Source organism: Limosilactobacillus panis DSM 6035, from assembly GCF_001435935.1.
GTDB lineage: Bacteria > Bacillota > Bacilli > Lactobacillales > Lactobacillaceae > Limosilactobacillus > Limosilactobacillus panis.
The window spans coordinates 24,451-49,893 of sequence record NZ_AZGM01000076.1; the positions used below are offsets into that span (position 1 = coordinate 24,451).

Here is a 25,443-nt window from a genome sequence, read left to right on the forward strand (position 1 = left end):
CCTCTCTATTTCCTAATTCTTTTCCTGGTCAAGGTCTTGCACCTGCTTGAATGAGTCATCCAAGGCCTTTACTTTCAAAATGTCATCGGCAATCTTATTGGCAAAGTCAAAATCGTGGGTAACAACCAATTGGGTCATCCCGTCCTTTTTCAGGCCTAGGATAATCTTCGCAACTTCTTGCCGCATCGTCGGGTCCAAAGCGGAGGTTGGTTCATCATAGCAGAGGATTTTCGGCTTCATCGCCAGGGCCCGGGCAATTGCCACCCGTTGCTTTTGTCCCCCGGATAGCTGGTAGGGGTAAAGGTCGCCCTTATCGTCCAAGCCCAGCTCATCTAACAAATTCTTAGCAATCTTTTGTGCAGTCGCCTTATCCTTCTTCAGGACCATCACCGGCGCCAGGGTAATATTTTCCATCACGGACAAGTTAGGAAACAGGTTATAGTCTTGGAAGACAACGCCAATCACCCGGTCTGATTCCGCCGTTCCCTGGGGGTCAAATGGCTGCCCATCGATTAGGAACTGGCCACTATCCGCCGTTTCCAAACCGGTAATGCATCGGAGCAGGGTTGTTTTCCCCGCCCCAGAGGGACCAACAATACTTAAGATCTCGCCATCCTTAACTGTCAGGTTGACGTTGTCGAGAATTACCCGACTGCCAAAACTCTTTCGTAAATTTTTAACTTCTAACATATTCGACCCCTCCTACTTGAAGTATGCGTATCGCTGTTCAACTTTCCGCAATACCAACGTGCAAATGCCAACTAAAATCAGGTAAATCAGACCAACCAGCAATAGTGGGACAAGGGTGACGTCCCGTGACGTTGCAACGTTTCCGGCCCGTAGTAAGTCGCCAAGCCCGATGACGTAAACTAATGAAGAATCCTTAACCAGGTTGATGACTTCGTTCCCAATTGATGGGATAACGATCTTGACCACTTGGGGGATTACAATCTTACGAAGGGTCTGCCAGTAACTTAACCGCAGCACCCGGGCAGCTTCAAACTGACCCTCGTCAATTGCTTGAAAACCACCGCGAAAGATTTCTGCAAAGTAGGCCGCGTAGTTAAGGATGAAGGCAACCAGGGCCGCGTCATAACGTTGGAAGACGATCCCAATGATTGGTAAACCGTAGAAAACAAAGATCAACTGTAGCAGCAGTGGTGTCCCCCGCATCAGCCAAACGTAAATTTCCAGAATCCATTTCAAAGGCTTGATTTTGGAGATCAGCCCCAAACTAACTAGGATTCCCAGTGGTAACGAACCAATTAGCGTCCAAAAGAAGATCTGGAGGGTTAACGACGCCCCCTGGAATAGTGATGGTAAAATTTCTGAAACGTAGTGCAAAGACATATTATAATTCCTCCTTCTCCACTGTCGCGAACGGCACTAAACAAAAAATCCTCTAGAACTACCAAGCAGGTAATTCTAGAGGACGAATCATTCGTGGTGCCACCTCATTTCGTAGTTGCCTCACAGCAACTACCTCACTAAGTTCATTTGTTGAACCCCGCTAAACAAAAAACACCCCCGAGCCATAATGGCTACGAGGGCGTTTCCGCGGTTCCACCTCATCTTACCAACTTTCTCGCAAAAGCTGGCCTCAGTGAGTTCAATAAATAAACTCTGTGCTGTAACGGGCGACCCCGGACCTTCCTACTTTGGTTTCAGAAGGTCAACTCACAGATGTGATTCAAGTATTTTAATAGGTTCCTTCCCATCAACCGGAACTCGCTTAGCTATTAAAGATGCTTTACTAGTCTGTTCATTGTCATTCGCTTGATTGATTGTTAGTATACTACAATCACTTTTCTCCTTTGTCAAGGGTAATTAAACTTTATTTTCAGTCGTTGCCCAATTGAATAAGGACTGAATCGGCCAGTATAAAACCACAAAGTAAACCAGGTTGAGGGCCAGTGTAGGCGCCAAAGAAAAGGCCAAGAAGTCACCAAAATTAGTATTTGTGACTCCTACCATGTAGTAGGCCCAGTAGTTAATCGTAGCAAACGCAACGACGTCAACAAAGAAAATCATAATCATTGATAAAAATGACCCACTGAAATACTTTGCCAGAAGCTGGGTCAAAGCGACAATGCATGGATAAAGAACCATGTATAAGCCTAAGATCCCAGAAGAGTACATATCGGCAACTACTCCCGCCGCAATGGCAAAAGGAATTAGCGGAATATCAATCCCATTTTCAAAGAAATAGGCCAATACTAACCACAGCAAAGCCAACTCACTCATCATCGAATATGGGTACCGGAAAAACAGGGGCGCCCAGACGTGACTCAAAGCCCCATCAAGAAAGAGACTTACAAATAGGCCGAGCGGGAAAACGTATTTTAATCGTGATAATCGATACATAAACGGTCACTCCTGAGAAGCACTCTCTGCAACCGTAACAATGTTAATGTCGTTAAAGTTAGCTGCAGGGGTAATGTAAACCTTTTGCGCCAGGCCATAATCGTCTTTGCCAATCCGTGATACCTTACCAACATAGAGACCCTTGGGGGTGATACCACCCATTCCGCTGGTAATCACTTTGGTACCGACCTTGATTTTTGCCTTTGAGCTGACCTGTCCCATTATTATTTCATTGCGGTTTGCGTTATAGCCGGTAACGATTCCATTGACAACTTGGTCCCCCTTATTGCCAATGGAAATGGCAAACCGGCTGGAAGCCTCATTGGTATCACTCAGCAACTCAACTTTGCTGTTGGTCTTATTAACTTCAATGATCCGACCAATTAAGCCCCCGTCACTCATTACCGGCATGTTCTTTTTAATTCCACTTGACTGTCCCTTGTTGATAACTAACTGTTGCTGCCAAGAAGATGGTGTCCGCATCAAAACGGCGGCCGTGACCGTATCATAATCCGTCATTGATTTACCAAGTTTCAATTCCTGTTTTAACTGTTTGTTCTCGTGAGCAAGGGTTTGGTCCCGCACCTTTGTCTGGGCCAGTTCGGTCACTTGTTGTTTTAACTCCCGATTTTCCGAATAAGTATTCATCAAGTCATTAACGGAACTGAAACTGGTCTGCAACCAATTAACCGGCAAGGCGACTGCACTATCTGCGAAGCCAACAATGTCATTACCGAATTGTTGAATCAACGGTGGCGTGTTCCGCCGATTCCGCAATGAAATCGACCCTGCCATCAAGCCAAAGCAAACGACCAGAATTATCACAATGATAACCAACCGGCGATTGGAAAAAAACTTGTGCATGATAATCCTCCATTATAGGCAAGATAATAAAAGGGGGCTAGACAAAACAAATCGTTTTGCGACCAGCCCCGCCTATCACTAGCCAATTCTAATGATACGTATTTTCCGCTGCAATATGCAGCTAGTCAATACTCATTTCTCTTTTCTTACTTTTTCTTCATAATATCGATACTCTTCAAGGACTCCCCTGTCCCGATAGCTACACAGTCTAACGGGTCATTGGCAATAAATACTGGTACTTTAGTAGCATCAGCAATTACGTCTGGCAAGTTCTTCAGAAGGGCACCACCACCGGTTAAGACAATCCCGTGGTCGATAACATCAGCAGCAATTTCTGGTGATGTTTCTTCCAGGGTCCCCTTAATAGCGTTGATGATGTTTTCAACAACGTCTTGCAAGGCGGTCGAAACATCCTTAGCAGAAACCTGCATCGTCTTTGGCAACCCGGTTACCAGGTCCCGACCACGAACATCGGTCGTTCCCATTTCTTCAGCTGCTGTAACGGAGGCAGAACCAACATCCCACTTAAGTTTTTCTGCTGTTCTTTCCCCAATCAAGAGGTTCATATTTTGCCGTACGTATTGGACGATGGCATCATTCATCTTGTCACCAGCCATCCGGATGGAACGACTTGAGACAATGCCTCCTAAGGAAATGGTAGCAACATCTGTGGTTCCCCCACCAATGTCAACAACCATACTCCCGGTAGGATCCATGACCGGCAGGCCCGCACCAATTGCGGCCGCAAATGGTTCTTCGATGACATAAGCATCCCGGGCACCAGCAACACGGGTAGCGTCAATAACCGCCCGCTTTTCAACTTCAGTGATACCACTTGGAACACATACCATGACGTAAGGTTTGCCGTTACTGTTCCCCAGCGCCTTGTTGATGTAGTACTTCATCATTGCCACGGTCGTGTCGTAGTCAGCAATTACACCGTCCTTCATTGGACGAATAGCAACGATACTCTCTGGCGTCCGGCCAATCATGTCCCGTGCGTCGCTACCAACTGAAATCACTTCGTTTGTTTTAGCATTCCGAGCGACAACTGATGGTTCACGGAGAACGATGCCCTTACCTTCGAGGTAGACAATCGTGTTGGCGGTTCCCAGATCGATTCCAAGATTTTTGGTTCCGATTCCTAGCAATCTGCTTCTTCCCTTCGTTTTTAGACTAATAATCAATTTTAATCAATATCGTGGATATTATACCATAGCCACGCGTCACATACGAACTTTAATATACATTATTAGCCTTCCCGGGCACAATTTTAGTTCACATATTTACCTTTTCTTTACTTTTAGGGATGAACCTGCTGCTTTTCCCGCCAACTGTAGTAACGGTCCCGTCCAACAATTATGAAGTCAAGCAGACGGAGTCCTAACAAGCGGCTCCCCCGGTCAAGCCGTTTTGCAAATGCTAGGTCCTGTGCGGACGGGTGCACATCCCCAGACGGGTGGTTGTGGATCATGATAATTCCACTAGCCGACCGCCGTAGGGCATAGCTGAAGATCCGGTCGGGGTATAATACACACTCGCTCTGCCCACCGACAAAAAGGGTCTTCAAGTCAATGATCTCATTGTGGACATCAGTACACGCCAGAGTGACCCCTTCCTGGTCCTCACCCAAAAAGTAGTCAATCATTTCCCGTCCTAAAGCCATGCTGGAATAGGCGTGGCCCAAAATTTCACGGTGCCCTTTTAGTACCAGCTGACCAAGCTCCATCGCTGCAAGTAAGCATCGCATCTCTGGTCCCCAGGATAGGACCGCCCGCCGCTCATCATCAGTCATATTTTTGATGCTCGTTAACGTTGGAAACATCTCCCAAAACTTCATCACGAGTTCCTGATTGCGTTCCGGCGTATTGGCACAAATCCCCTTCGCCAACAGGTCTAAGTAATGGTCATTGTGTATTACTTCTAACATATCCACTCAGCTCCTTAAGTGTCTTACTGAATAAATACGGAAAGGGAACTAATTGTCACTAAATAAGTGCCGAACTTCAGAAATAAAGTAGAGCGACCCCGTAACAATCATCACGTCATCCTCACTGAGCCCTTGTGCGACCTGCTGAAAGGCAAGTGGCCACTCTTTGGTAACCTTAATTGGGTACCGGCTTTTAATCTTCTTCGCGACCGCCGCCAAGTCCGCACTCGGCCGCTTGGAACCGGGGCCCGCAAAGTTGGTGACGGTAATATGGACATTGCCGAGACTCGCTAACTCGCCCATCATCAGCTCGTACTGTTTGTCAGCTAAAATTGCGACCAAAAGGTAGACATCCCGACCGGCGAAGTCACCCTGGATTGTTTTAACTAGGGCCTGAATTCCGGGAAGGTTGTGGGCCCCATCCAAGAGGACCAGGGGCTGGGGATTAACTACCTCCAGTCTCCCCGGCCAGTTAACCGTTGTCAGTCCCTTAATGACGGCGGACCGGTCAAGCGGTGAGCCCTGCTCTTTCATGAAAAGTTGAAGAGCAGTAATAGCAATCGCGGCATTTTCTACCTGGTAGTCGCCCCCGAGACCGAGTTGACACTTAAGGTGGCGAAGCTGGAGTCCCTGGTAGTCAACCTTAGCAAAAAAGTGGTGGTCATCAGCCTTCTGGATAGTAAAGTCAGTTCCCAGCTTATAGAGGGGGGCCTTTTTACCAGCCGCATCCTCGATAATTGCCGCCTCCGCGCTTGATGGCAACTTCCCAATCACCACCGGAACATGGTCCTTGATGATTCCCGCCTTTTGCTGGGCAATCTCTTTAAGGGTGTTGCCGAGGTACTTCATATGGTCCCAGCCAACCGTAGTAATGACACTGACTGCCGGGACAATGACGTTTGTGGAATCAAACAGGCCGCCAATTCCGACCTCCAGCAAGACAACGTCCGGCTGCTTTTCTGCCATGTAGCAAAACATGATGGCAGTATCGATCTCAAACTCGGTTGGTCCCCCCATGGGAAGCTCCTGGTCCAACTTAGCGACAACCTTGCTGACCCGGTTGGTTAACCGGACTAAATCGGCGTCACTTATCTGCTGGGCGTTGTATTCGATGCGTTCATTGAACCGGGTGATGAACGGGGACGTAAAGCTGCCGACGCTCAGGCCACTCGCCAACAGCATCGACCGCAGCATTGCTACTGTCGACCCCTTACCATTGGTCCCCGTCACGTGAATATACTTCAGTCCTTTTTGGGGGTTACCAAGTTCATCGAGAAACCGACGCATTCGTTTTAGTGTCGGCACCTTTTTAAACTTGGTCCGCCCGTGAATGAAGTTCAGGGCCTCTTCATAAGTTGAAATCATCTTTTTATCCCCTTAACTAAATGAAGGGTCCCCGTGTCCGGCAATTCCGGATACTAAGGACCCTCCCTTCTAAATTACACTATGCATTTTCAAGGGAAGCAAGACGGTCCTTAGCGGCGGCAAGCTTTTGCTGCCACTCAACGGCCTTTTGCTTCTCAGCTTCAACAACCTTTTCAGGTGCGTTTTCAACAAACTTCTTATTACCAAGTTTCTTGGAAGAACGGTTGACTTCCTTCTCCAACTTAGTAATTTCTTTTTGCATCTTAGCCTTTTCCTCATCCAGGTCCACCAGTTCGGCCATTGGGATGAAGACTTCAGCGCCGGCGAGGATACTTGACATTGCCAGCTTTGGTGCAACCACATCGGCACCAATTTGCAATTCTGCTGGGTGACAGAAGCGGTCAATGTAGTCACGGTTATTCTCCAGCATCCCCTTCAGGTGATCGTTCTTGGTCTTAACCAGGATGTCCACCGGTTTAGACATTGGGGCGTTGGCCTCGTTTCTGATGCTCCGTACCGCCTTGATCATTTCAATCAAGCTGTCCATCTGTTCCGTGGCGTCCTCGTCGTCAAGGTCTGCGTTAACCGTTGGGTATGGTGCAACCATGATTGACTTACCCGTGTGCGGCATTGATAGCCAGAGTTTTTCGGTAACAAACGGCATGATTGGGTGCAAAAGCTTCAGGGTTTGGTCTAGGACGTATCCCAGGATATTCTTGGTATTCGTCTTTTCCTCGTCCGTGCCGTTATTTAACTTTTCCTTGGTCATTTCAATGTACCAATCACAGAAATCATTCCAGATAAAGTTGTAAAGAGCCCGGCCTACTTCACCGAATTCGAACTTTTCAGACATTTCGGTAACCTGTTTAACCGTTGCGTTTAACCGGCTTAAGATCCAGTGGTCGGCAAGGTCCCACTTATCCTGTGCGGGCAGGGCTGGGGCCGGCATTTCACCAAGGTTCATGATGACGTACCGACTGGCGTTCCAGATCTTGTTGATGAAGTTCCAGGCGGCGTCCATCTTGGTGTAGGAGAAACGAATATCTTGACCCGGTGTGGAACCATTGATGAGGAACCACCGTAAAGCATCGACCCCGTATTTCTTGATGACGTCCATTGGGTCAATCCCGTTCCCCAGGGACTTGCTCATCTTCCGCCCCTGTTCATCACGAATCAAACCGTGCAGCAGGACGTTCTTAAACGGTGCCCGACCAGTAAATTCAAGTGACTGGAAGATCATCCGGGAAACCCAGAAGAAGATGATGTCGTAACCGGTAACCAGAGTATTGGTTGGGAAGTAACGCTTAAAGTCCGGGGAATCAGTATCCGGCCAGCCCATTGTGGAGAATGGCCACAAAGCACTGGAGAACCAGGTGTCCAGGACATCCTTGTCTTGCTCCCAGTTTTCCGCATCCTTTGGCGCTTCCATTCCAACGTAGACTTCCCCGGTCTGCTTGTTGTACCAAGCAGGAATCCGGTGCCCCCACCAGAGTTGTCGGGAAATAACCCAGTCATGAATATTTTCCATCCACTGGGTGAAGGTGTGTTCGAACCGTTCCGGAATGAAGTTAACCCGGTCGGTTGTCTTTTGGTTCTTCAATGCCATTTCGGCTAGTGGCTTCATCTTAACAAACCACTGGGTTGAAAGCCGAGCCTCAACTTGGACACCGGTCCGTTCGGAGTGACCAACGGAGTGGACAATTGGAACCACCTTTAACATGTAGCCCTGGTCCTTTAAATCGGCAACAATGGCCTTCCGGGCCTCAAAACGGTCCATTCCCTTGTACTTACCGGCGTTCTCGTTCATCGAGGCGTCTTCGTTCATGGTGTTTAATTCTGGCAAGTTGTGCCGCTTACCAACCTTGAAGTCGTTCGGGTCATGAGCTGGGGTAATCTTAACCATCCCAGTTCCGAAGTCTGGTGTTACGTAGTCATCGGCAATGATCTCGATTTCCCGGTTAACGAGCGGTACCATGACCTTCTTGCCAACCAATTTCTTGTAACGTTCGTCATTTGGATTAACGGCAACCGCTTCATCGCCAAACATGGTTTCTGGCCGGGTAGTGGCAATTTCAATGTAATTCTTGCCGTTAAAGGTGGTGCCGTCAGTAAATGGGTACTTAACGTGGTAGAAGGCACCCTTATCGTCCTTGTGAATAACTTCAATATCAGAAAGGGCTGTCCGTGCTTGTGGGTCCCAGTTGATAATGTAGGTCCCCCGGTAAATAAGGCCCTTCTTGTAGAGGTCAACGAAGACCTTCCGCACCGCCTTATTCAGCCCCTTATCCAGGGTGAAGCGTTCCCGGTCATAGTCGACAGAGATTCCCATCTTTGCCCACTGCTTGTGAATAATGTCGGCGTATTCGTCCTTCCAGTCCCAAACCTGTTGCACGAACTTTTCCCGACCAAGGTCATAACGAGAAATTCCCTGTTTCCGCAGCCGGGCTTCAACTTTTGCCTGGGTAGCAATCCCGGCATGGTCCATCCCCGGGATCCATAGGACATCGTAACCCTGCATCCGCTTTTGCCGAATAAGGATATCCTGCAGGGTCGTATCCCAGGCGTGGCCCAGGTGCAGTTTACCAGTTACGTTCGGCGGCGGAATAACAATTGAATATGGGTGGGCCTTCTTATCACCACTCGGTTTGAACAGGCCCTGATCAATCCACCATTGGTAGCGGCCTTCTTCGACCGCTGCGGGATCATACTTTGTCGACATCTCTTTTTCAGTGCTCATCGTATAATCGCTCCCTTCATGCTTCATCAAATAAAATTAATTAAACTGACCTAAATAAAAAATCGCCCTATCAAACAGATAGGACGATTAGCTCGCGGTACCACCTAAATTGAACAGTTCACTCGACTGCTCCACTCAACATTAGGTAACGGTAATGAACCGGATACGCTTACTATCAGTTCAGCGCATCAGCTCCCGAGCTACATTCGTGAACCGGTGACCAGGCCTTCACACCTCTGGGCCCTCGCTGGTGGTCCGCCGCGTTTACTACTATTTCGGTCAATGCTTATTATGCTTGTATCATAGCTAAATAATTCCCGGCCGTCAAGGACTGTTTTACAGTAATTCGGCAAAGACGTCTTCGTTTTGGTTCAAGAAGTCCTCACCAGGATGGATATCAGTGATTTTTACCCCATCTAGTGACCGTTGAATCAAGCCATCAATGTCTAAGTGCTGCTCGTACTTGCGGGCCTTCTTAACACTCGGCTTCGTTTTGGGCGACGGCGGTGTGAAGACGGTACAGCAGTCTTCATACGGCAAGATTGACAGGTCATAGGTGTCGATATCTTCAGCAATCTTGATAATCTCAGCCTTATCAAAAGACAGGACCGGCCGCAATACTGGATAGTTCGTCACGTCCTCAATTGCCAGCATACTCTCCATTGTCTGAGAGGCCACCTGCCCTAACGACTCACCGTTAAAGATTGCCAGGCCGTGCCGCTTCTCCATCAAGGCCGTTGCCAGGCGAAGCATCATCCGCCGTTGGATGGTCATCAGGTAACCCTCCGGCACCTTCTCCTTGACCGTTTCCTGGATCTCAGTAAACGGTACCTGGATAAACTTGATGTGGCCACAATACTTAGCCAGTTTTTCCGTTAGCTGCTTGGCCTTAGCCAGGGCTTGGGGACTGGTATACGGCGGACTGAAGAAGTGGACCATCTCCATCGAAACGCCCCGCTTCATGCCGAGGTAGGCCGCAACTGGGGAGTCAATCCCGCCGGAAAGCATCATCATACCCTTTCCGGCCGTGCCAACGGGCAAGCCACCAGCCCCCTTGATAGTTTCACTAGATAGGAAAATACCGTTCAAGCGGATCTCGACACGGATGGTGAGGTCCGGGTGGTGGACATCAACCTTCAGCTTGTCGGGGAACTTATGCAAGAGGTCCCCACCAAGCTTATCGTTCATTTCAAAGGTATCGATTGGGAAGTGGTGGTCAGACCGCCGGGTTTCAATCTTAAAGGTGATTGGGTGGTCAACCTGCTCTTCTACCATCTCCTCAGCGGCTTTGGCAACCGCGGCAAAGTCCTTTGCCACCTTGATTGATGGGGAGAAGGTTTGGATACCGAAAACATTCTTTAACTGCTTCATTACCTGGTCATAGTCGGCCCCATTCAGTTGAACGTGCAAGCGATCTTGCTGAGCGTGAACCTTGACCTGGTCAAATTGGTGGAGGGCATGACGAACGTTCGTCCCGAGACGGTCAATAAAGGACTTTTTGTTGCGTCCCTTGGTGGACAGTTCCCCATACCGAACCATAATTTCTGTGTACTGCACTTAATCTCCTCCTTCCTACTAGTCAATAATCTTCTTGAAGCCGGCATAAAGGTTGTCAAAGACCTGGTTGAACTTGTCAGCTTCTTCGATGGTATTTTGGTCACCAAGACTGATGCGGACCGCACTCGTTGCCTCGTTTTCCGGCGCCTTCATTGCGGCTAGTGTCCCCGCCTCTGCATGCTTCTTGGAAGAACAAGCGCTGGTCGTGGAAATGTAGATACCTTGTTCCTCAAAGGCGTGAACAATCGTTTCTCCCCGGACACCGACAATCGCAAAGCAGAGAATGTGGGGGGCAAAGCCCTGGTCACGGCCAGAAAAAATCTTAACATGATCAAACTTCTTCAGGTGGTCGTAGATCCGCTCTTTGATTGCCTGCTCTTGCTGAACCGCCCGTTGCTCGTTTTCCTTTACAAGACGGATGGCCCGGGCCATTGCAACGTCACCCGGGGTATTCTCTGTTCCACTCCGTAGGGTCCGTTCCTGGCCCCCACCGGAGATCAACGGCGCAATTTTTCGGCCACTCTTCATGTAAACAAAGCCAGTGCCCCGGGGCGCATGGAACTTATGCCCGGAGAAGGTGGCAAAGTCCACCCGGTCACTGAAAATCGCACTGTCGAGGCCCTTGCCGATTGCCTGCACCGCATCAACCATGTAGTGGACGTTAGGATAGTCCTTCAGAATCTCACCAACTTCTTTAATTGGCTGAACCGTCCCAATCTCATTGTTGACGGCCATGATTGATACTAGGATTGTATCTGGACGAAGGGCGGCCTTCACATCTGCCGGATTAATCCGTCCTTCACTATCAACTGGCAAGTAGGTCACATTGAAGCCCAGCTCTTCTAATTGGGCCATTGAGTTCCGCACAGCAGCGTGTTCCACTGCCGTCGTGATTATATGCTTACCAAAACGGCGCTTGGCAAAGGCGGTCCCCTTAATCACCCAGTTGTCACCCTCAGAGCCACCACTGGTAAAAATAATTTCACTTGCTTTGACACCAAAGAGTTTGGCAACTTGCTGACGGGCTTGTTCAAGCAGGTTCCAGGCCTCTTCACCAAAATTATGCAAACTGCTTGGGTTTCCCCAAATCTTTTGACTAACTGTATCGTACGTTGCTAAGACTTCCGGAGAAATCTTCGTCGTCGCACTATTATCGAAATAGATCATCACTCTGCTCCTCTGACAATATAATCTGATGGTCAGTAGCCAGCAAATCATCGCTGGCAGGTTGGTTCGACACTTTCTTAAAGCAACTTTATATTATAGCAAAAAAGGACCAGAGGCAAAATCTTTTGTCCCTGGTCCAATTAATTATTTTCACTGTAATAGCTGTCCTCAATCCGCTTGAACGAACCCGGCTCAACCTTCTCCAGGGCCGTACCAATGGCCTCAAGGCTCTTGGTATATTCATACTTGCTAAAGAGCTTTCGTGATTTTTCCGCTGCCTTTTCAATCTCCTCATTGTCGGAGAAGCGGTTAGCGTATTGAAGCAGCCGTTCCGTCAACTCTGCACTATCGCGCAAATCATTGGTCTTCACCTGAAGGCTTTCCAGATCGGACTCAACCATGATCAGCTGCTTGGTGACATCGTCCATGTTGATCTTGTACTCATGCAATTCAGCGTTTAGTTTCTTAACCTCATTGCTAACACCCATGAAGTAGTCCACGTAGTCTTGGGAAACGCCGGGCAGGTTAAGTTGCTCAACCTGGCGCTTAATTGTCCGCAGGTCGACTGAATATTTCTGCAACATCTTGCGTGCCCGCTGTTCATCAGTTTGCAGTTTGGCAACCTCGTCATTGATCTTTTCCTGCTTCTCTTCAACCGCCGTGAGCTCCTTTTGGTTAGCCTTTTGCCGGTCAACAACCTGACTATAAATCACGGTCTGATCAGCAAAAGCCTTCTGGTCCTCTTGGAACTGCTTGTTGATGGTCTTAATCTGCTCATTTAATTGCCGGGCCGCTTCAATCTCATTGTTGTTAAAAGTATAACTGAGGTTTAACCGCCGCAGCTCAGCAATTAATTCTTCATTCTGGTGTTGAGCATGGGGGATAAATTGGCCCATCACATCCATCAGGTGCTTGGCTTCCGGCTGAGTATCAATTTCCTTTTGCATTACCCCATAGAGATTATCAATTTCATCAGCCAAGTCCTTGTTGGACTGGACAACGATATCAATTTCCAAATCGTTTAACTGGGCAACCGTCTGCTTTAACTTTTCCTGTAACTGTTCAATCTTAACGTCCAGTTTTTGTTCGGTGAAGTTGAAGTGGTCCTTCTTTAAGGTAGCGTAACCCTTTTGCAATTCATCCAGTTGGTCTGGAAATTCGGTAACCAACGGCTTGTACAGCTTTGGAACCGTCTTTAAGAGGTGATCAAACTTTTGGTTATCGTTTTGTAATTCAGAGAGAATTTCCTGGGCCGCTTCCAAGTCTCCTTTATTAGTAAGATCAACAAACTTCGCAAACCGTTGTTCCAGGTCATTAAGTTGCTGGCTCAGTTTCTTAATGGTATCCCCGTATTCAAAGTTCTTTTCATCCAGTTGCTGGTGAAAATGACGGTACTGCCGACGCAGGTGATCAATTGCCTGGTGGTGCCGCTGTTCTTGTTGTTGAAGGTCCTGTAAGGTCTTTTGAATTTTTTGTGCTTCATTACTGGTCCGGCCAACCAGGGTCCGGTAATCGTTGATTGCTGAATTGATGGTAAGCAGTTGGCTGGTCTTAACCGCAGCCTGTAATTCCTTGCCGCGTGTCTCTACCTGCTTAAGCTGTGGGATCAGCTCCTCTTGGTACTTTTTCTCTAGCCTATTAAAGGTTTCCTTAGCATCACCAATCAGTTGCATCTTTTTTCCCTGCGCCAATTGACTAGCAAGGTCTTCCTTCTTCAAGTGGTCACCAACGGCCTGCAACTCCTTGATTTGGCTAATTGCCCGGTGTTGGAACCAACTAATTCCGACCAATAATAATAAGATTACAACTAAAACTGCGATTAAAATTTGAAACATCAATTTCCCCACCTAATTATTTGGTCAAAATTGACAAATCCGCCATTTTGACCATAAACTTCTAGCTAAAATTATACCATAATCACTATTGATTGCTGGCAGTAATTACAAAGGAGTTATAAGCATTGACAGATTTTAAACTAATTTTGCAACAATTATCAGCCCTGTTAGCTGGTGAACACCAGTCAATCACTATCATGGCCAATACCAGCGCCCTGGTTAACCAAGTAGTTTCCCAGCTTAACTGGGTGGGATTCTACCTTTACGACCATGATAAAGATGACCTCTTTCTCGGACCGTTTCAGGGTAACGTTGCTTGCATGCACATTAAGCCGGGCCATGGGGTATGCGGAACCGCTGCTCAGCATCGCCACATGGTTAACGTTGAAGACGTCAGTAGGTTTCCTGGTTACATCTCTTGTGATGCCGATGCGCAGTCTGAACTCGTTGTTCCCCTCGTCAAGGATGGTAAACTGATTGGTGTCTTTGACATTGATGCCCCGGTCAAGGGCCGTTTTGATGACGACCTGACCAAATTTCTTATTGATGTAGCCGCAATTGTGGTCAAAAGCATTGACTAGCGGTGGTCAGACATGGTAAACTATTTTTTGTGTAAAATAATGCAGCAGTGAGGGGCAAGCTCGTCAACAGACTGGTGCCCAACGGCGTTTTTAGTAACCCAGCTGCAAGGGTGAAAAATTCAAATCAGTCTGCACGAATGTCAAGCTCACAATCGGATTATTTTACTCCAAGAAAATTTATTTGGAGGAATTTATTTATGTCTCGTTATACTGGTCCAAGTTGGCGTGTATCACGTCGCCTTGGCGTTTCACTTTCAGGTACTGGTAAGGAATTAGCTCGTCGTCCATACGCTCCTGGCGACCACGGTCGTGACCGTCACGGTAAGCTTTCTGAATATGGTACGCAACTTCGTGAAAAGCAAAAGCTGCGTTTCATGTACGGAATGACTGAACGTCAATTCTACAACCTCTTCTTACGTGCCGGTAAGATCAAGGAAGGTACCCACGGTGCTAACTTCATGGCACTGCTGGAACGTCGTCTTGACAACATGGTTTACCGTCTCGGCTTGGCTACTACCCGTCGTCAAGCTCGTCAATTGGTTAACCACGGTCACATCACTGTTGATGGCAAGCGGGTTGACATTCCTTCTTACGAAGTTGACGTTAACCAAGTAATCGCCGTTCGTGAAAAGTCCAAGAACTTGGACATCATCAAGAACGCGGTTGATGCGGTTGTTTCTCGTCCTTCTTATGTTGACTTTGACGCCGACAAGCTGGAAGGTAAGTTAAACCGGATCCCTGCCCGTGAAGATATGGATGCTGATATCGACGAAGCCCTTATCGTTGAATTCTACAACAAGTAATCTTTAATGGTTACTAACGCAAAAAAGCACTGCCTTAGCGGTGCTTTTTGTTTGCATTATACAGAAAAGCGGTTGGTGAGAAAACAAGATTTCCTCACCAACCGCTTTTTCGTGCAAAAAAATGAAGCTATCCAACAGATAGCTTCATTTTATCCTTGTCAACTATTCATCCAAGTACTGCTTGGTAGCTGCAATGATGTCCTTCAACCCCTTCTTAGCATCGGAGAAGAACATGTGGGTCTGGTCGGCACTAAACAGTGGGTTTGCAATCCCGGCATAACCAGGGTGCATGGACCGCTTAATGACAACGACGGACTTCGACTTATCAACGTCGAGAATCGGCATCCCAGAAATGGCGTTACCAGACTTCCGGGCCATTGGGTTGGTAACATCGTTAGCACCAATAACCAATGAAACATCAGTGTTTTCAAACATTGAGTTAGCTTCATCCATTTGTTTCATTTGTTCATAAGGAACGTTAACATCAGCCAGCAAAACGTTCATGTGACCAGGCATCCGTCCGGCAACCGGGTGGATAGCGTAGTTAACGTTAATTCCATGGTCAGTAAGGAGCTTAGCCAGTTCAGCAACTTCATGCTGGGCCTGGGCAGCAGCCAAACCATAACCAGGAACAATCATAACATTATGGGCATAAGCTAATTGCAGACCAACATCATCAGCAGAGGTTTCCTTAACATTAACCGGAATGTCATCAGAAGCGCCAGAATCGCTGGCACCACCACCGAAGCCACCGGCAAGAATGTTAGCAACAGACCGGTTCATTGCTTCGGCCATTTGCAGGGTTAAAATCGTCCCGGCAGAACCAACAAGGGCACCGGCGATAATTAGGACTTGGTTATCAATAACGAACCCGGCAAAGGCAACCGCCAAACCGGTGAAGGCGTTCAAAAGAGAAACAACAACTGGCATGTCGGCACCACCAATTGGCAAGGTCATTAACAGACCGAATACCAAAGCAGCAACTAATTCCAGAACAAGTGCCCAGTAGTTTTGTGGGTAACCGATCATCCAAACGGCACCAACAATCATGGCAATAATTGCCAGGCCATTGCAAAGCCGACTGCCAGGGAAGGTAATTGGCTTACCAGGAACGTGACCAGCCAGCTTACCAGCGGCAATCAAAGAACCTGAGAAAGTCGTACCCCCAATGATAACGTCGAGGACAACTGGAATTGACAAGATCAGTTGAAGACGCGTGCCTGCAGCAACTTGTAAGTAGTCAAAGACACCAATCGTTGCGGCGGCACCACCACCAACAGCGTTAAACAGCGATACCAGTTGTGGTACGTCGGTCATCTTAACCTTACGACCCTTAACGACCCCGTAGCAAATCCCGATTGCCAGACCAGCAACCAAGGCAATCCAACCAGCAGCGTCGATCTTACCACCAACGATAATCGTGATGATAATCATAATTACAGCAAGCGCCATCCCGACACAGGAGAGACCATTACCTTTCCGGGCGGTCTTTGGTGACCGCATCAGGTGAACACCGACAACGTAGCAGATCGCTGAAATCAGGTAAATCAAAGAAGAACATGTTTGTAAGGCACTCATTATTGTTCGCCTCCATCCTGCTTATTATCTTTTGCAGGTGCTTTACCACCCTTAGGACGGTCAAACATCCCCAGCATCCGGTCAGTTACGGTGTAGCCACCGGCAACGTTAACTGCGGCAAAGAAGGCACACAGGAATGCCAGGATATAAAATCCCCAGTTATTAGCTTCTGCGGCAACAACAAAGGCACCAACGACAACAACACCGTGAATGGCGTTAGCACCAGACATCATTGGAGTTTGCAGGGTTGCTGGAATCTTGCTCATAACTTCAAAGCCAACGAGGAGACTTAAAACAAAAATTGCTAAATTAGAATATAATTGTTGACTCATATGATCGCTCCCCTTCTCTACTTTTGCGCCTTAGCATCAGGTTTGGCAGCTTCTTCATTCTTTTGTGGTTCTGGCTTTTTAATCTCAGGCAGACCCATTTGTGAACGAAGCCGACCAGAAATAATCTTGCCTTGGTAAGTAGCAACCAATTCTGACATAACATCGTCAGTCGTGTCAATCTTAATGTTGCCATCCTTATCGAGGAGGGCCTTAATAACCGCTTGAATGTTCTTCGAATACATTTCAGAAGCACTCGTGGCTAGTTCACTTGGCAGGTTATCGGCCCCGACAATCTTAGCGCCATTATCAGTCGTAACGACTTCACCCGGCTTAGAACCGGCAACGTTACCACCTAGTTCACTAGCCGCAATATCGATAAAGATCGAACCGGGCTTAGCGTTTTGAACTGACTTTTCGGTTACTAGCATTGGTGGCTTCTTACCAGGAACCCGAGCCGTTGTGATCACAATGTCACTGTCAGCAATAAAGCCGGCAAGTTCATCTTGCTGCTTTTGCTGTTCTTCCTTCGTCAGTTGACGAGCATAACCACCCTTACCGGCAGCAGATACAGAACTCGTCAGGAACTTAGCACCCAAGGATTCAACTTCACCCCGTGATGCTGGACGAACATCATAACCAGAAACGATCGCACCAAGCCGCTTGGCAGTACCAATGGCTTGCAGGCCGGCAACCCCAGTCCCAAGGACAAGCACCTTGGCTGGCTTAGCGGTCCCGTCCGCCGTGATCATCATTGGGAAGTAACGCATGAAGTGGTCGGCAGCAACCAATGCCGCCTTGTAACCAGAAACAGAAGACTGTGAACTCAAGGCATCCATTGTCTGGGCCCGAGAAACGGTCCGCGGCAGTAATTCAAATGATAGTGCCGTAACCTTGGCATCAGCTAACTTTTTTGCAACATCATGATCAACTGACAAGGACAAGAGTCCCAAAAGCATTTGGTCAGCCTTCAGCTTACCCAAGGTTTCATCGTCCGGACGGTTAACAACCGTAACGATGTTCGCCTGATCAATTGCTGCTTGCCGGTCAACGACCTGTGCCCCAGCATCAACATACTGCTGGTCAGCGAAGTTGGCTTTTGCACCGGCGCCTTTTTCAATTAAGACCTTATTGCCTTGCTTGACAAGTCTCTTAACGACACTCGGTACCAAAGAAACCCGGTGTTCGCCATCGGCCTCCTTTAGCGCTGCAATTACAATAGCCATAATTATTCCTCCTTACTATTCACTTAACCGCTTTCACCCTTTATCATAGTCTAATTTGTGTTTTAAATCACATTTTTTTGGACATTTTTTCGAAATTGAATCTTTTTGGTCCGCAGAAATAAGCATTAACCACTACTCTGCTAAGCTTTCGGGCCCCCGTAAATTATTTTTCACGAGCAAAAGCGAGGACTTCATCACTAGACAATTCTGGGCAGTAGTGGAAGCCGCCGACCCGGAATCGTTTGACACCCGCTAAATCAATAACTTGATTTTCAGCAATGTAGCGGACCATCGTTCCCCGGGCCATCTTCACCTGAGTAGTCTTCTGCTTAATTCGACCATCGACAACTTCGCCAAAGCGGCACTTAACGAAGTGGCGGTTATTATTTAAATACGGTAAAATAGCCTTCTCGTATTCTGCTGAGGCCAAATCTAAAACCAAATCATCGTTTTCAAACAGGTCGTCAGCAAGCGTCCTCCCCCAAAACTGGTAAAGGTTCTTGGTCCCCGCCACGTGGGCGCGGTCACCCATCCCCAACCGGTAGGGCACAATCCCGTCAAACGGCCGGAGCAGACCATAAAAGCCCGATAAGATTCGCAGGTGTTGCTGAATATATTGCAAACCGGCATCGGTAAAAACGTCTGGTGCCATATGCTGGTACTGCAGCCCCGTAAAGGCAATAATGGCCGGGGTAAGGTGTTCTCTTAGGTTCATTTCCTGGAGCCACCGGTAGTTCTTATCCGCCAAACGGGTACTACAGTTCCACCACAGCTGGTGAAGTTGGTCATAGCTCAAGCCCCGCATCCAATCAAGAATCTTCCTTGTTTTTGCCAGGTACTTTGGCAGGTTCTGGTAGGGAAAAGAATCCTCGTCGACGTTCATTGTTCGTGCTGGTGAAATTACAATTTGCATTTACATACCCTCCCTGACTCATTATTTAAGCTTCTCACTATGGTAATGGTACAATAATAACAATATTCTTTTTAAGGAGGAATTCTAGTGGTAAAAGAAAAGAAGTCCGCTGTCCAACAACGACTTGATAACGGCGTCTACGGGACCCCGAAAATCAAACCGGACGAACAGCGCAAGTACCTGGGCACCTTTCGTGAACGGGTCTGCTTAACCATTTCCGTTGCCGAACTCCACGAGAAGAATTGGCAACCTGAACTAGCGGCTGAACTGGCGAAGGGGATTGGCAAGCTCGTATTTGTCAACGGTAATCTCCCCCACGAGATGGTTCACGGCTACATTCAGACCGCTGCCAAAGCAGGGGCCGAATTTACGATGAAGACCGCCCCGGAATATAAAGTTCAGCCTGCATCCCTAGCGATTGTTGTTGCCGCCAAAAAGGCGGTTTACCAGTCACCCGTCGACGTCCAAAAGCGTTACCCCCAACAGGAAAATAATCAGCAGAAATCAAATAAGAAGGAGAACGGGGGCTTTTTACACCGTCTCTTTCACCGGGAGGGTCGTTAAATGCAACCACTAGCATACCGAATGCGCCCCCGAACGCTTGATGAAGTTGTGGGTCAACAACACCTTGTTGGCCCCGGCAAGATTATCTACCGGATGGTTAAGGCCAGGATGCTTTCGTCAATGATTCTCTATGGGCCACCGGGCACGGGAAAAACCAGCATTGCCAGTGCCATCGCCGGATCAACCAAGTACGCATTCCGCAAGCTAAACGCTGCCACTGATAGTAAGAAGGACCTTCAAATAGTCGCCGAGGAGGCCAAGATGAGTGGGACTGTCATCCTTTTGCTCGACGAAATCCACCGTCTTGACAAGGCGAAGCAAGACTTCCTGCTCCCTCATCTGGAAAACGGCCGAATCATCCTCATCGGGGCGACAACAGAAAATCCCTACATCAGTATTAACCCGGCCATCCGCAGTCGGGCCCAAATTTTCCCGGTCCACCCCCTGAGTCCTGACGACATCAAAGTAGCAATTGGCCGGGCCCTGACGGACAAGGAGCGGGGGCTTGGCAAAATGCCCATCGTCCTCGCAGCCAATGCAGAAGAGGAATTGTCTCAGGCAACTAATGGCGACTTACGAAGTGTCCTAAACGGCCTTGAACTTGCCGCCAACTCTACTGACCCGGGCCCTGATGGCAAAATTCACTTGACCCTGCCAATTATTGAAGAGAGTGTTCAGAAAAAGGCCCTCAGTGCGGATAAGAACGGTGATGGGCACTACGATGTTATCTCCGCTTTTCAGAAGTCCATTCGGGGGTCCGACGTCGATGCGGCCCTCCACTACCTGGCCCGCCTGATTGAGGCTGGTGATCTGACGTCCATTGTCCGGCGCTTAATGGTCACCGCCTATGAGGACATCGGCTTGGCCAACATGCCAGCGGTCCAGCGGGCGGTGACGGCTGCCCAGGTTGCCCAACAGGTTGGCCTTCCGGAAGCCCGGATTCCCCTCGCCGACGTGGTAATCGAGCTTTGCCTGTCACCAAAGTCGAATTCGGGAATTAATGCTATCGATGGCGCCCTCGCCCAGGTTAAGGAAGGCGGCTTTGGCGATATTCCCCCCTACCTCAAGGATGCCCATTACAAGGGCGCCGCAAATCTTGGTCACGGGGTCGATTACCAATTCCCCCATGACCATCCCCAAGACTGGGTTGCCCAACAGTACCTTCCTGACCGAATTAAGGGTGCCCAATACTACCAGCCAAAACAAAATGGCCGGTTCGAGCAGGCACTTGGTAACCAGTACTGGCAGCTGAAGCGCGCCCAGCGCCAAGGACTAAAAGGTCACCACCACCCCACGAACTGATTGCCTATTTGACCAAATGATGCTAAGATAATAGTGAAAATTCTGTAGTGTACGCGTTGTCTAAACGCAGGTTTGCCTTACAGTCTTTTTACTTTGGGACTAGTGTCTTGTCCTTTTTACAACATGCCTTTTCACTTGGTAGTTGGCGACTGGACAGCCATGCCCCACCTGTTTAACATACAGGTCAACACTGAATGACAATTAACGGCACCAACGGAGTTTTCGTACATAGTCAAAATTAGGGGCTAGGGAAAGTTATTTTCCCTAGCCCCTTCTAAGTTTTTCTAACAAATTCTACACTGATAAGGAGAATTTCATAATGCTTTTACCGCTTTTTGTGACCCTCTTTGGCCTGATTGCCCTCTTTGAAGGGGTCTTCTTTTTAACCCACCTTCATAAGCCCTTCATGATCTTCGACCCACTGAAGAGTAAGTTTGTCGCTAGTCAGCTTAAAATTTGGGGGATCATCATGACCATAATTGGTATTGTTACTATCGTGGCGGCTTGGACTAACAGTATCGCATTTATTGTCATAATGGTGGTGATTGGTTGCATTTTAGAGACCCAGATGGCCTTTTCAATCACCAGCGAATTCCGGGCAAAGTATCGCTAGATTGCTTTACCCCCCTAGTCTGAAAAGTGTATAATAAGGGTAAACAAGCTTAAGGAGGCACTATTATGGCACAAACATACAAACACATCTTGGTCCCAGTTGATGGATCTGCGGAAGCTGAATTAGCCTTCAAGAAGGCCGTTGCCGTTGCTAAGCGGAACGGGGAAGATGCCGAACTGCGTCTGCTGCACGTTGTTGACACCCGGGCCTTCCAAAACATTTCAAGCTTCGACACTTCAATGGTTGAACAGGTTACCGACACCGCCAAGAAGACCCTTGACCAATACATTGAATACGCCAAGAAGCAAGGTGTTAAGAACGTCAGCTACTCCATTGAATACGGTGCACCAAAGACCATCATTGCCCGTGATGTTCCAAAGGAAATGGGTGCTGACCTGATCATGATTGGGGCTACCGGTCTAAATGCGGTTGAACGGATTCTGATTGGTTCCGTTACCGAATACGTTACCCGGACTGCCCTCTGCGATGTCCTGGTTGTTCGGACTGACTTGGAAAACAAGCCCGTTGTCAACCCAAAGAAGCGGAACAAGCGTTAAAATAAACTTTATAACAAGTTAAAATGCTTCATAGCTGACCGTTGACGTCATTTATGAAGCATTTTTTCGTTTCTAGAAAGCGCGGTGTATACATGAAAGTCAAATATGAAATTGTTAAGCAAGCCCTCCGGAAGGAAATCATTGATGGTAAATACCAGATCAACCAGAAGCTCCCTACCGAAAGCGAGTTGATGAAGCGGTTCAACGTGTCCCGTTACACCATCCGGCGGGCGGTCGGTGACCTGGAAAATGAGCACTATATCTACCGGATCCAGGGTGGCGGGATGTTCGTCCAGGACTGGCAACGAGACTGGTCTGCCGACGACACCAATAAACTGATTGGGGTTATCAGTACCCACATGGCTGACTATATCTTTCCCCCAATCATTTCCGGAATCGATAGCGTTGTAACCGAGCAGGGTTACTCGATGATTGTTGGTAATACCCTTAATAACCACCATCGCGAGCGGCAGACCCTCCTTAACATGCTCGACCTTAAAATTGCCGGCCTGATCATTGAACCCACCCAAAGTGCCCTTCCGAATCCCAACCTCGACCTCTACCGGCAAATCAACGATTACCATATTCCGACGATCCTTTTTCACGCGACTTACCCGGAATTGGCCTTTCCGACCCTCCTTACCCAGGACCAACAAGCAGAAGAAGAACTAATCCACTACCTTTTTGACCTCGGCCATCAGAAGATCCTCGGCGTCTTTCAGATTGATGACCGGCAAGGCGTCAACCGGGAGGCGGGAATGATCAAGGCCTACCAGGATGCCGGAATTCCCGTAACCGACAGTGAGGTGATTATGTACCAGTCAAATAATGACCACGCTGCAATCCTGCAAAAGGTCGATAACCTTCTTAAGTCACCAGACCACCCGACGGCAATTGCCTGTTACAATGACCAATTGGCCACCCACATCATCGGTCACCTCCAACACCAGGGCGTCCGGGTACCGGAAGATATTTCCGTTGTTGGCTTTGATAATTACGACCTTGCTCAGACAATGACCCCGACATTAACAACGTCAAGCCACCCCAAACGGCAGCTAGGCAAGGACACCGGGAAGATGATTCTCGACATGATAAACGGTAAAGATGGTCACTCAATCACCTACCCTGTTCCTCTGGTCAAGGGAACATCAACGCAGCAAATTAAAGGAGGAGATTAAACTTGGACATTAAAACAAACTTACTGACCCTTGCTGATGGGCAAAAAATGCCGCAAGAGGGGTTCGGCCTCTACAAGGTAAGCGGCCAATCCACCATTTCTTCGGCAATTAATAGTGCCTACGATGCTGGCTACCGGCTTTTTGACACGGCCCAGCTATATAAAAACGAGGCGGAGGTTGGTCAGGCGCTGACCGATCTGAACGTTTCCCGTGAAGAGCTGTTTGTAACCACCAAGGTGGCGGAAGAAAATCAGGGTTACCAGAAAACAATTGCCGCGGTAAAAGACTCACTACACAAGTTGCAACTAGACTATGTCAACCTCTTGATGATTCATTGGCCAATCAAACGCGCCTTTTTTGACAGCTGGACAGCGCTGGAAGAGCTCAAAAAGGCTGGCCTGACAAAATCAATCGGCGTCAGCAACTACCAGGTTATCCACCTCCAGTATCTGGCCACCCAGGCCCATGAAATGCCCGTTGTCAACCAGGTTGAACGCCATCCCCGCCTCAACCAGGCTCCGCTGGTCAAGTTCGATACCGACCACCAAATTATCACCCAGGCGTGGAGTCCACTCGGTCGGGGAACCATCCTCAATGACCCCGTATTGATGGCAATTGGTGCCCATCATCATAAGTCGGCTGCCCAGGTTATCTTACGCTGGCAATTGCAAAGCGGAGTCGCCTTTATTCCCAAGTCGGTTCACAAATCCCGCATCCGGCAGAACACGGATATCTATGGCTTCTCCTTAAGTGACCATGAAATGGCCCAAATTAACCAGCTAAACGACTTCCATCGGACGGGAAAGGAACCCGCCCTGGTTTATGAATACAACAAAAAATGGTAAAGAGAGCCCAACGTCCCCTTAGCCGGGAAATCCGGTTAAAGGGACGTTTTTTCATTCACGATACGAATTTTTCTTGATGATCCGGGCAGGATTACCGGCAATGATCACGTTGTCCCCAAAAGACTTGGTGACAACACTTCCGGCACCAACGACCACGTTATCACCAAGGGTCACACCAGGACAGATAATACTCCCGCCCCCAACCCAAACGTCATTACCCAGGGTAATATCAAAGCTTTGCCCATAGGCCCCGTTCCGCCGCAAACGAGGGTCAAGGGGATGGTTAATGGTATACAGCTGGACCCGGGGACCAAGTAAGCAGTGGTCACCAATCCGAATTGGGCTGACATCCAACATCACACAGTCATAGTTAGCGAAGAAGTCATCACCAACTTCAATGTTGTAGCCGTAATCGCAACGAAAGTGCGGATGAACCTCGCAGCCATTACCAACGTGACCAAACAATTCCCTAATCAGGGCCCTACTTTTGGCCGGCTGGTCCTCGCCCAGCTCATTAAAGGATTGGACCAACCGACGGGCGTGCCCCCGTTCTACGACTAATGTGGAACCGTTAACCTTAAAGACTTCCCCACTGAGCATCTTTTCTTTTTCACTTTTCATCTTTTCCTCCCCCTCCATAAAAAAAGAGCCCCAATTGGCTCAAACTTGTTTACTGGTGACTAACCATCGCTTTGACCCGCCGTGGCTGATGTTGGTGCCAGTAGTCAATCCCGTGAACGTGCCGGTAGTGGTCCCACTCGTGCTTTTTAATTAACAGGCGCTTGTCCGGATGACCAACCGGCGAAACGTCCACCTTATCCATACAGTAGAGGTACATTGCCAGTAAAATTACGTCGGATACAATTCCAATCCCCGTAAACAGGAGAAGGACACCGACCACGGCAAACACCTTTTCAAACTTTGTCCACCGGCGGTAATAGACCGTGCCCTCTTGAAGGTGGTCCACCTTGACCGGGTTTAATTTATGAAGTTTCATCTTATATCCCCGCTTTTCTATTTTATCACTATTACCATTTTACACTTGTCCGGATAAATTAGCAACCGCTTTCAATTTATATAATAAAAGTGGCAGGATTTATTAATCCTGCCACTCGAGGTGTATCTATTATTTGGT

The 25,443-nt window shown here is 48.3% G+C and carries 25 protein-coding genes and 2 other annotated features; of the genes, 8 read left to right on the top strand and 17 right to left on the bottom strand.

The window, feature by feature from the left end; genetic code table 11:
- Positions 1 to 12 precede the first annotated feature (12 nt).
- The 11 genes from FD32_RS05450 to ezrA all read right to left on the bottom strand — a co-directional run bounded on the left by FD32_RS05450 (position 13) and on the right by ezrA (position 13,819).
- The gene (locus FD32_RS05450) at positions 13 to 690 is read right to left on the bottom strand and encodes an amino acid ABC transporter ATP-binding protein (RefSeq protein ID WP_047769768.1); all 678 of its coding nucleotides are present in this window, start codon (positions 688 to 690) and stop codon (positions 13 to 15) included.
- Positions 691 to 702: 12 nt separating this feature from the next.
- Positions 703 to 1,350: an amino acid ABC transporter permease gene (locus FD32_RS05455; protein ID WP_047769770.1), complete on the bottom strand. Its 648-nt coding sequence runs from the start codon at positions 1,348 to 1,350 to the stop codon at positions 703 to 705.
- Between the two features lie 75 nt (positions 1,351 to 1,425).
- Positions 1,426 to 1,775, bottom strand: a binding site (T-box leader).
- Positions 1,776 to 1,827: 52 nt separating this feature from the next.
- Positions 1,828 to 2,364 (bottom strand): rod shape-determining protein MreD, encoded by a 537-nt coding sequence (gene mreD, locus FD32_RS05460; RefSeq protein WP_056962133.1) that lies wholly within the window; start codon positions 2,362 to 2,364, stop codon positions 1,828 to 1,830.
- A 6-nt stretch (positions 2,365 to 2,370) separates the two neighbouring features.
- Positions 2,371 to 3,228, bottom strand: a complete 858-nt coding sequence (mreC, locus tag FD32_RS05465) for a rod shape-determining protein MreC (protein ID WP_047769774.1) — start codon at positions 3,226 to 3,228, stop codon at positions 2,371 to 2,373.
- A 146-nt stretch (positions 3,229 to 3,374) separates the two neighbouring features.
- Positions 3,375 to 4,379, bottom strand: coding sequence for a rod shape-determining protein (locus FD32_RS05470; RefSeq protein ID WP_047769776.1), 1,005 nt, complete (start codon positions 4,377 to 4,379; stop codon positions 3,375 to 3,377).
- Positions 4,380 to 4,531: 152 nt separating this feature from the next.
- Complete coding sequence (locus FD32_RS05475; RefSeq protein WP_047769778.1) at positions 4,532 to 5,158, bottom strand: JAB domain-containing protein; 627 nt, start codon at positions 5,156 to 5,158, stop codon at positions 4,532 to 4,534.
- 48 nt (positions 5,159 to 5,206) lie between these two features.
- Complete coding sequence (locus tag FD32_RS05480) at positions 5,207 to 6,523, bottom strand: bifunctional folylpolyglutamate synthase/dihydrofolate synthase (RefSeq protein ID WP_047769780.1); 1,317 nt, start codon at positions 6,521 to 6,523, stop codon at positions 5,207 to 5,209.
- Positions 6,524 to 6,602: 79 nt separating this feature from the next.
- Positions 6,603 to 9,260: a valine--tRNA ligase gene (locus tag FD32_RS05485; protein WP_152666540.1), complete on the bottom strand. Its 2,658-nt coding sequence runs from the start codon at positions 9,258 to 9,260 to the stop codon at positions 6,603 to 6,605.
- A gap of 76 nt (positions 9,261 to 9,336) precedes the next feature.
- Positions 9,337 to 9,552 (bottom strand) — a binding site (T-box leader).
- Positions 9,553 to 9,596: 44 nt separating this feature from the next.
- Positions 9,597 to 10,817: a tRNA uracil 4-sulfurtransferase ThiI gene (gene thiI, locus FD32_RS05490; protein ID WP_056962134.1), complete on the bottom strand. Its 1,221-nt coding sequence runs from the start codon at positions 10,815 to 10,817 to the stop codon at positions 9,597 to 9,599.
- 18 nt (positions 10,818 to 10,835) lie between these two features.
- A complete protein-coding gene (locus tag FD32_RS05495; RefSeq protein WP_047769784.1) occupies positions 10,836 to 11,984 on the bottom strand; it encodes a cysteine desulfurase family protein in 1,149 nt (382 codons plus the stop codon).
- A 140-nt stretch (positions 11,985 to 12,124) separates the two neighbouring features.
- Positions 12,125 to 13,819, bottom strand: coding sequence for a septation ring formation regulator EzrA (ezrA, locus tag FD32_RS05500; protein ID WP_235803774.1), 1,695 nt, complete (start codon positions 13,817 to 13,819; stop codon positions 12,125 to 12,127).
- Between the two features lie 125 nt (positions 13,820 to 13,944).
- Between ezrA and FD32_RS05505 the strand changes: the two genes are divergently transcribed.
- Together FD32_RS05505 and rpsD are read left to right on the top strand one after the other, a co-directional pair.
- On the top strand, positions 13,945 to 14,400 hold the full coding sequence (locus FD32_RS05505; RefSeq protein WP_047769787.1) for a GAF domain-containing protein: 456 nt from the start codon (positions 13,945 to 13,947) through the stop codon (positions 14,398 to 14,400).
- A 197-nt stretch (positions 14,401 to 14,597) separates the two neighbouring features.
- Positions 14,598 to 15,203, top strand: a complete 606-nt coding sequence (gene rpsD / locus FD32_RS05510) for a 30S ribosomal protein S4 (protein ID WP_047769789.1) — start codon at positions 14,598 to 14,600, stop codon at positions 15,201 to 15,203.
- 162 nt (positions 15,204 to 15,365) lie between these two features.
- Here the strand turns inward: rpsD and FD32_RS05515 are convergent, their stop codons facing one another.
- The 4 genes from FD32_RS05515 to yaaA form a co-directional block, all read right to left on the bottom strand.
- Positions 15,366 to 16,781: an NAD(P)(+) transhydrogenase (Re/Si-specific) subunit beta gene (locus FD32_RS05515; RefSeq protein WP_047769791.1), complete on the bottom strand. Its 1,416-nt coding sequence runs from the start codon at positions 16,779 to 16,781 to the stop codon at positions 15,366 to 15,368.
- On the bottom strand, positions 16,781 to 17,113 hold the full coding sequence (locus FD32_RS05520) for an NAD(P) transhydrogenase subunit alpha part 2 (protein ID WP_047769794.1): 333 nt from the start codon (positions 17,111 to 17,113) through the stop codon (positions 16,781 to 16,783). The genes FD32_RS05515 and FD32_RS05520 overlap by 1 nt, the downstream gene beginning before the upstream one ends.
- A 17-nt stretch (positions 17,114 to 17,130) precedes the next feature.
- Positions 17,131 to 18,336, bottom strand: a complete 1,206-nt coding sequence (locus tag FD32_RS05525; RefSeq protein ID WP_047769796.1) for an NAD(P) transhydrogenase subunit alpha — start codon at positions 18,334 to 18,336, stop codon at positions 17,131 to 17,133.
- A 163-nt stretch (positions 18,337 to 18,499) separates the two neighbouring features.
- A complete protein-coding gene (gene yaaA / locus FD32_RS05530; protein WP_047769799.1) occupies positions 18,500 to 19,249 on the bottom strand; it encodes a peroxide stress protein YaaA in 750 nt (249 codons plus the stop codon).
- Between the two features lie 87 nt (positions 19,250 to 19,336).
- Here yaaA and FD32_RS05535 point away from each other — a divergent pair, with 87 nt between their 5' ends.
- The 6 genes from FD32_RS05535 (at position 19,337) to FD32_RS05560 (ending at position 24,308) form a co-directional block, all read left to right on the top strand.
- Positions 19,337 to 19,813, top strand: coding sequence for a YueI family protein (locus FD32_RS05535; RefSeq protein ID WP_047769801.1), 477 nt, complete (start codon positions 19,337 to 19,339; stop codon positions 19,811 to 19,813).
- Positions 19,814 to 21,115, top strand: a complete 1,302-nt coding sequence (locus FD32_RS05540) for a replication-associated recombination protein A (RefSeq protein ID WP_047769803.1) — start codon at positions 19,814 to 19,816, stop codon at positions 21,113 to 21,115.
- 319 nt (positions 21,116 to 21,434) lie between these two features.
- Positions 21,435 to 21,728, top strand: a complete 294-nt coding sequence (locus FD32_RS05545) for a hypothetical protein (RefSeq protein ID WP_047769805.1) — start codon at positions 21,435 to 21,437, stop codon at positions 21,726 to 21,728.
- 65 nt (positions 21,729 to 21,793) lie between these two features.
- The gene (locus FD32_RS05550; RefSeq protein ID WP_047769807.1) at positions 21,794 to 22,285 is read left to right on the top strand and encodes a universal stress protein; all 492 of its coding nucleotides are present in this window, start codon (positions 21,794 to 21,796) and stop codon (positions 22,283 to 22,285) included.
- Positions 22,286 to 22,377: 92 nt separating this feature from the next.
- Positions 22,378 to 23,463 (top strand): GntR family transcriptional regulator, encoded by a 1,086-nt coding sequence (locus tag FD32_RS05555; RefSeq protein ID WP_047769809.1) that lies wholly within the window; start codon positions 22,378 to 22,380, stop codon positions 23,461 to 23,463.
- 2 nt (positions 23,464 to 23,465) lie between these two features.
- A complete protein-coding gene (locus FD32_RS05560) occupies positions 23,466 to 24,308 on the top strand; it encodes an aldo/keto reductase (protein ID WP_047769811.1) in 843 nt (280 codons plus the stop codon).
- A 51-nt stretch (positions 24,309 to 24,359) separates the two neighbouring features.
- On the opposite strand, the gene FD32_RS05565 is transcribed toward FD32_RS05560, so the two are convergent.
- On the bottom strand, positions 24,360 to 24,929 hold the full coding sequence (locus tag FD32_RS05565; RefSeq protein ID WP_047769812.1) for a sugar O-acetyltransferase: 570 nt from the start codon (positions 24,927 to 24,929) through the stop codon (positions 24,360 to 24,362).
- A gap of 49 nt (positions 24,930 to 24,978) precedes the next feature.
- Positions 24,979 to 25,305: a hypothetical protein gene (locus FD32_RS05570; protein ID WP_047769814.1), complete on the bottom strand. Its 327-nt coding sequence runs from the start codon at positions 25,303 to 25,305 to the stop codon at positions 24,979 to 24,981.
- Between the last annotated feature and the right edge of the window lie 138 nt (positions 25,306 to 25,443).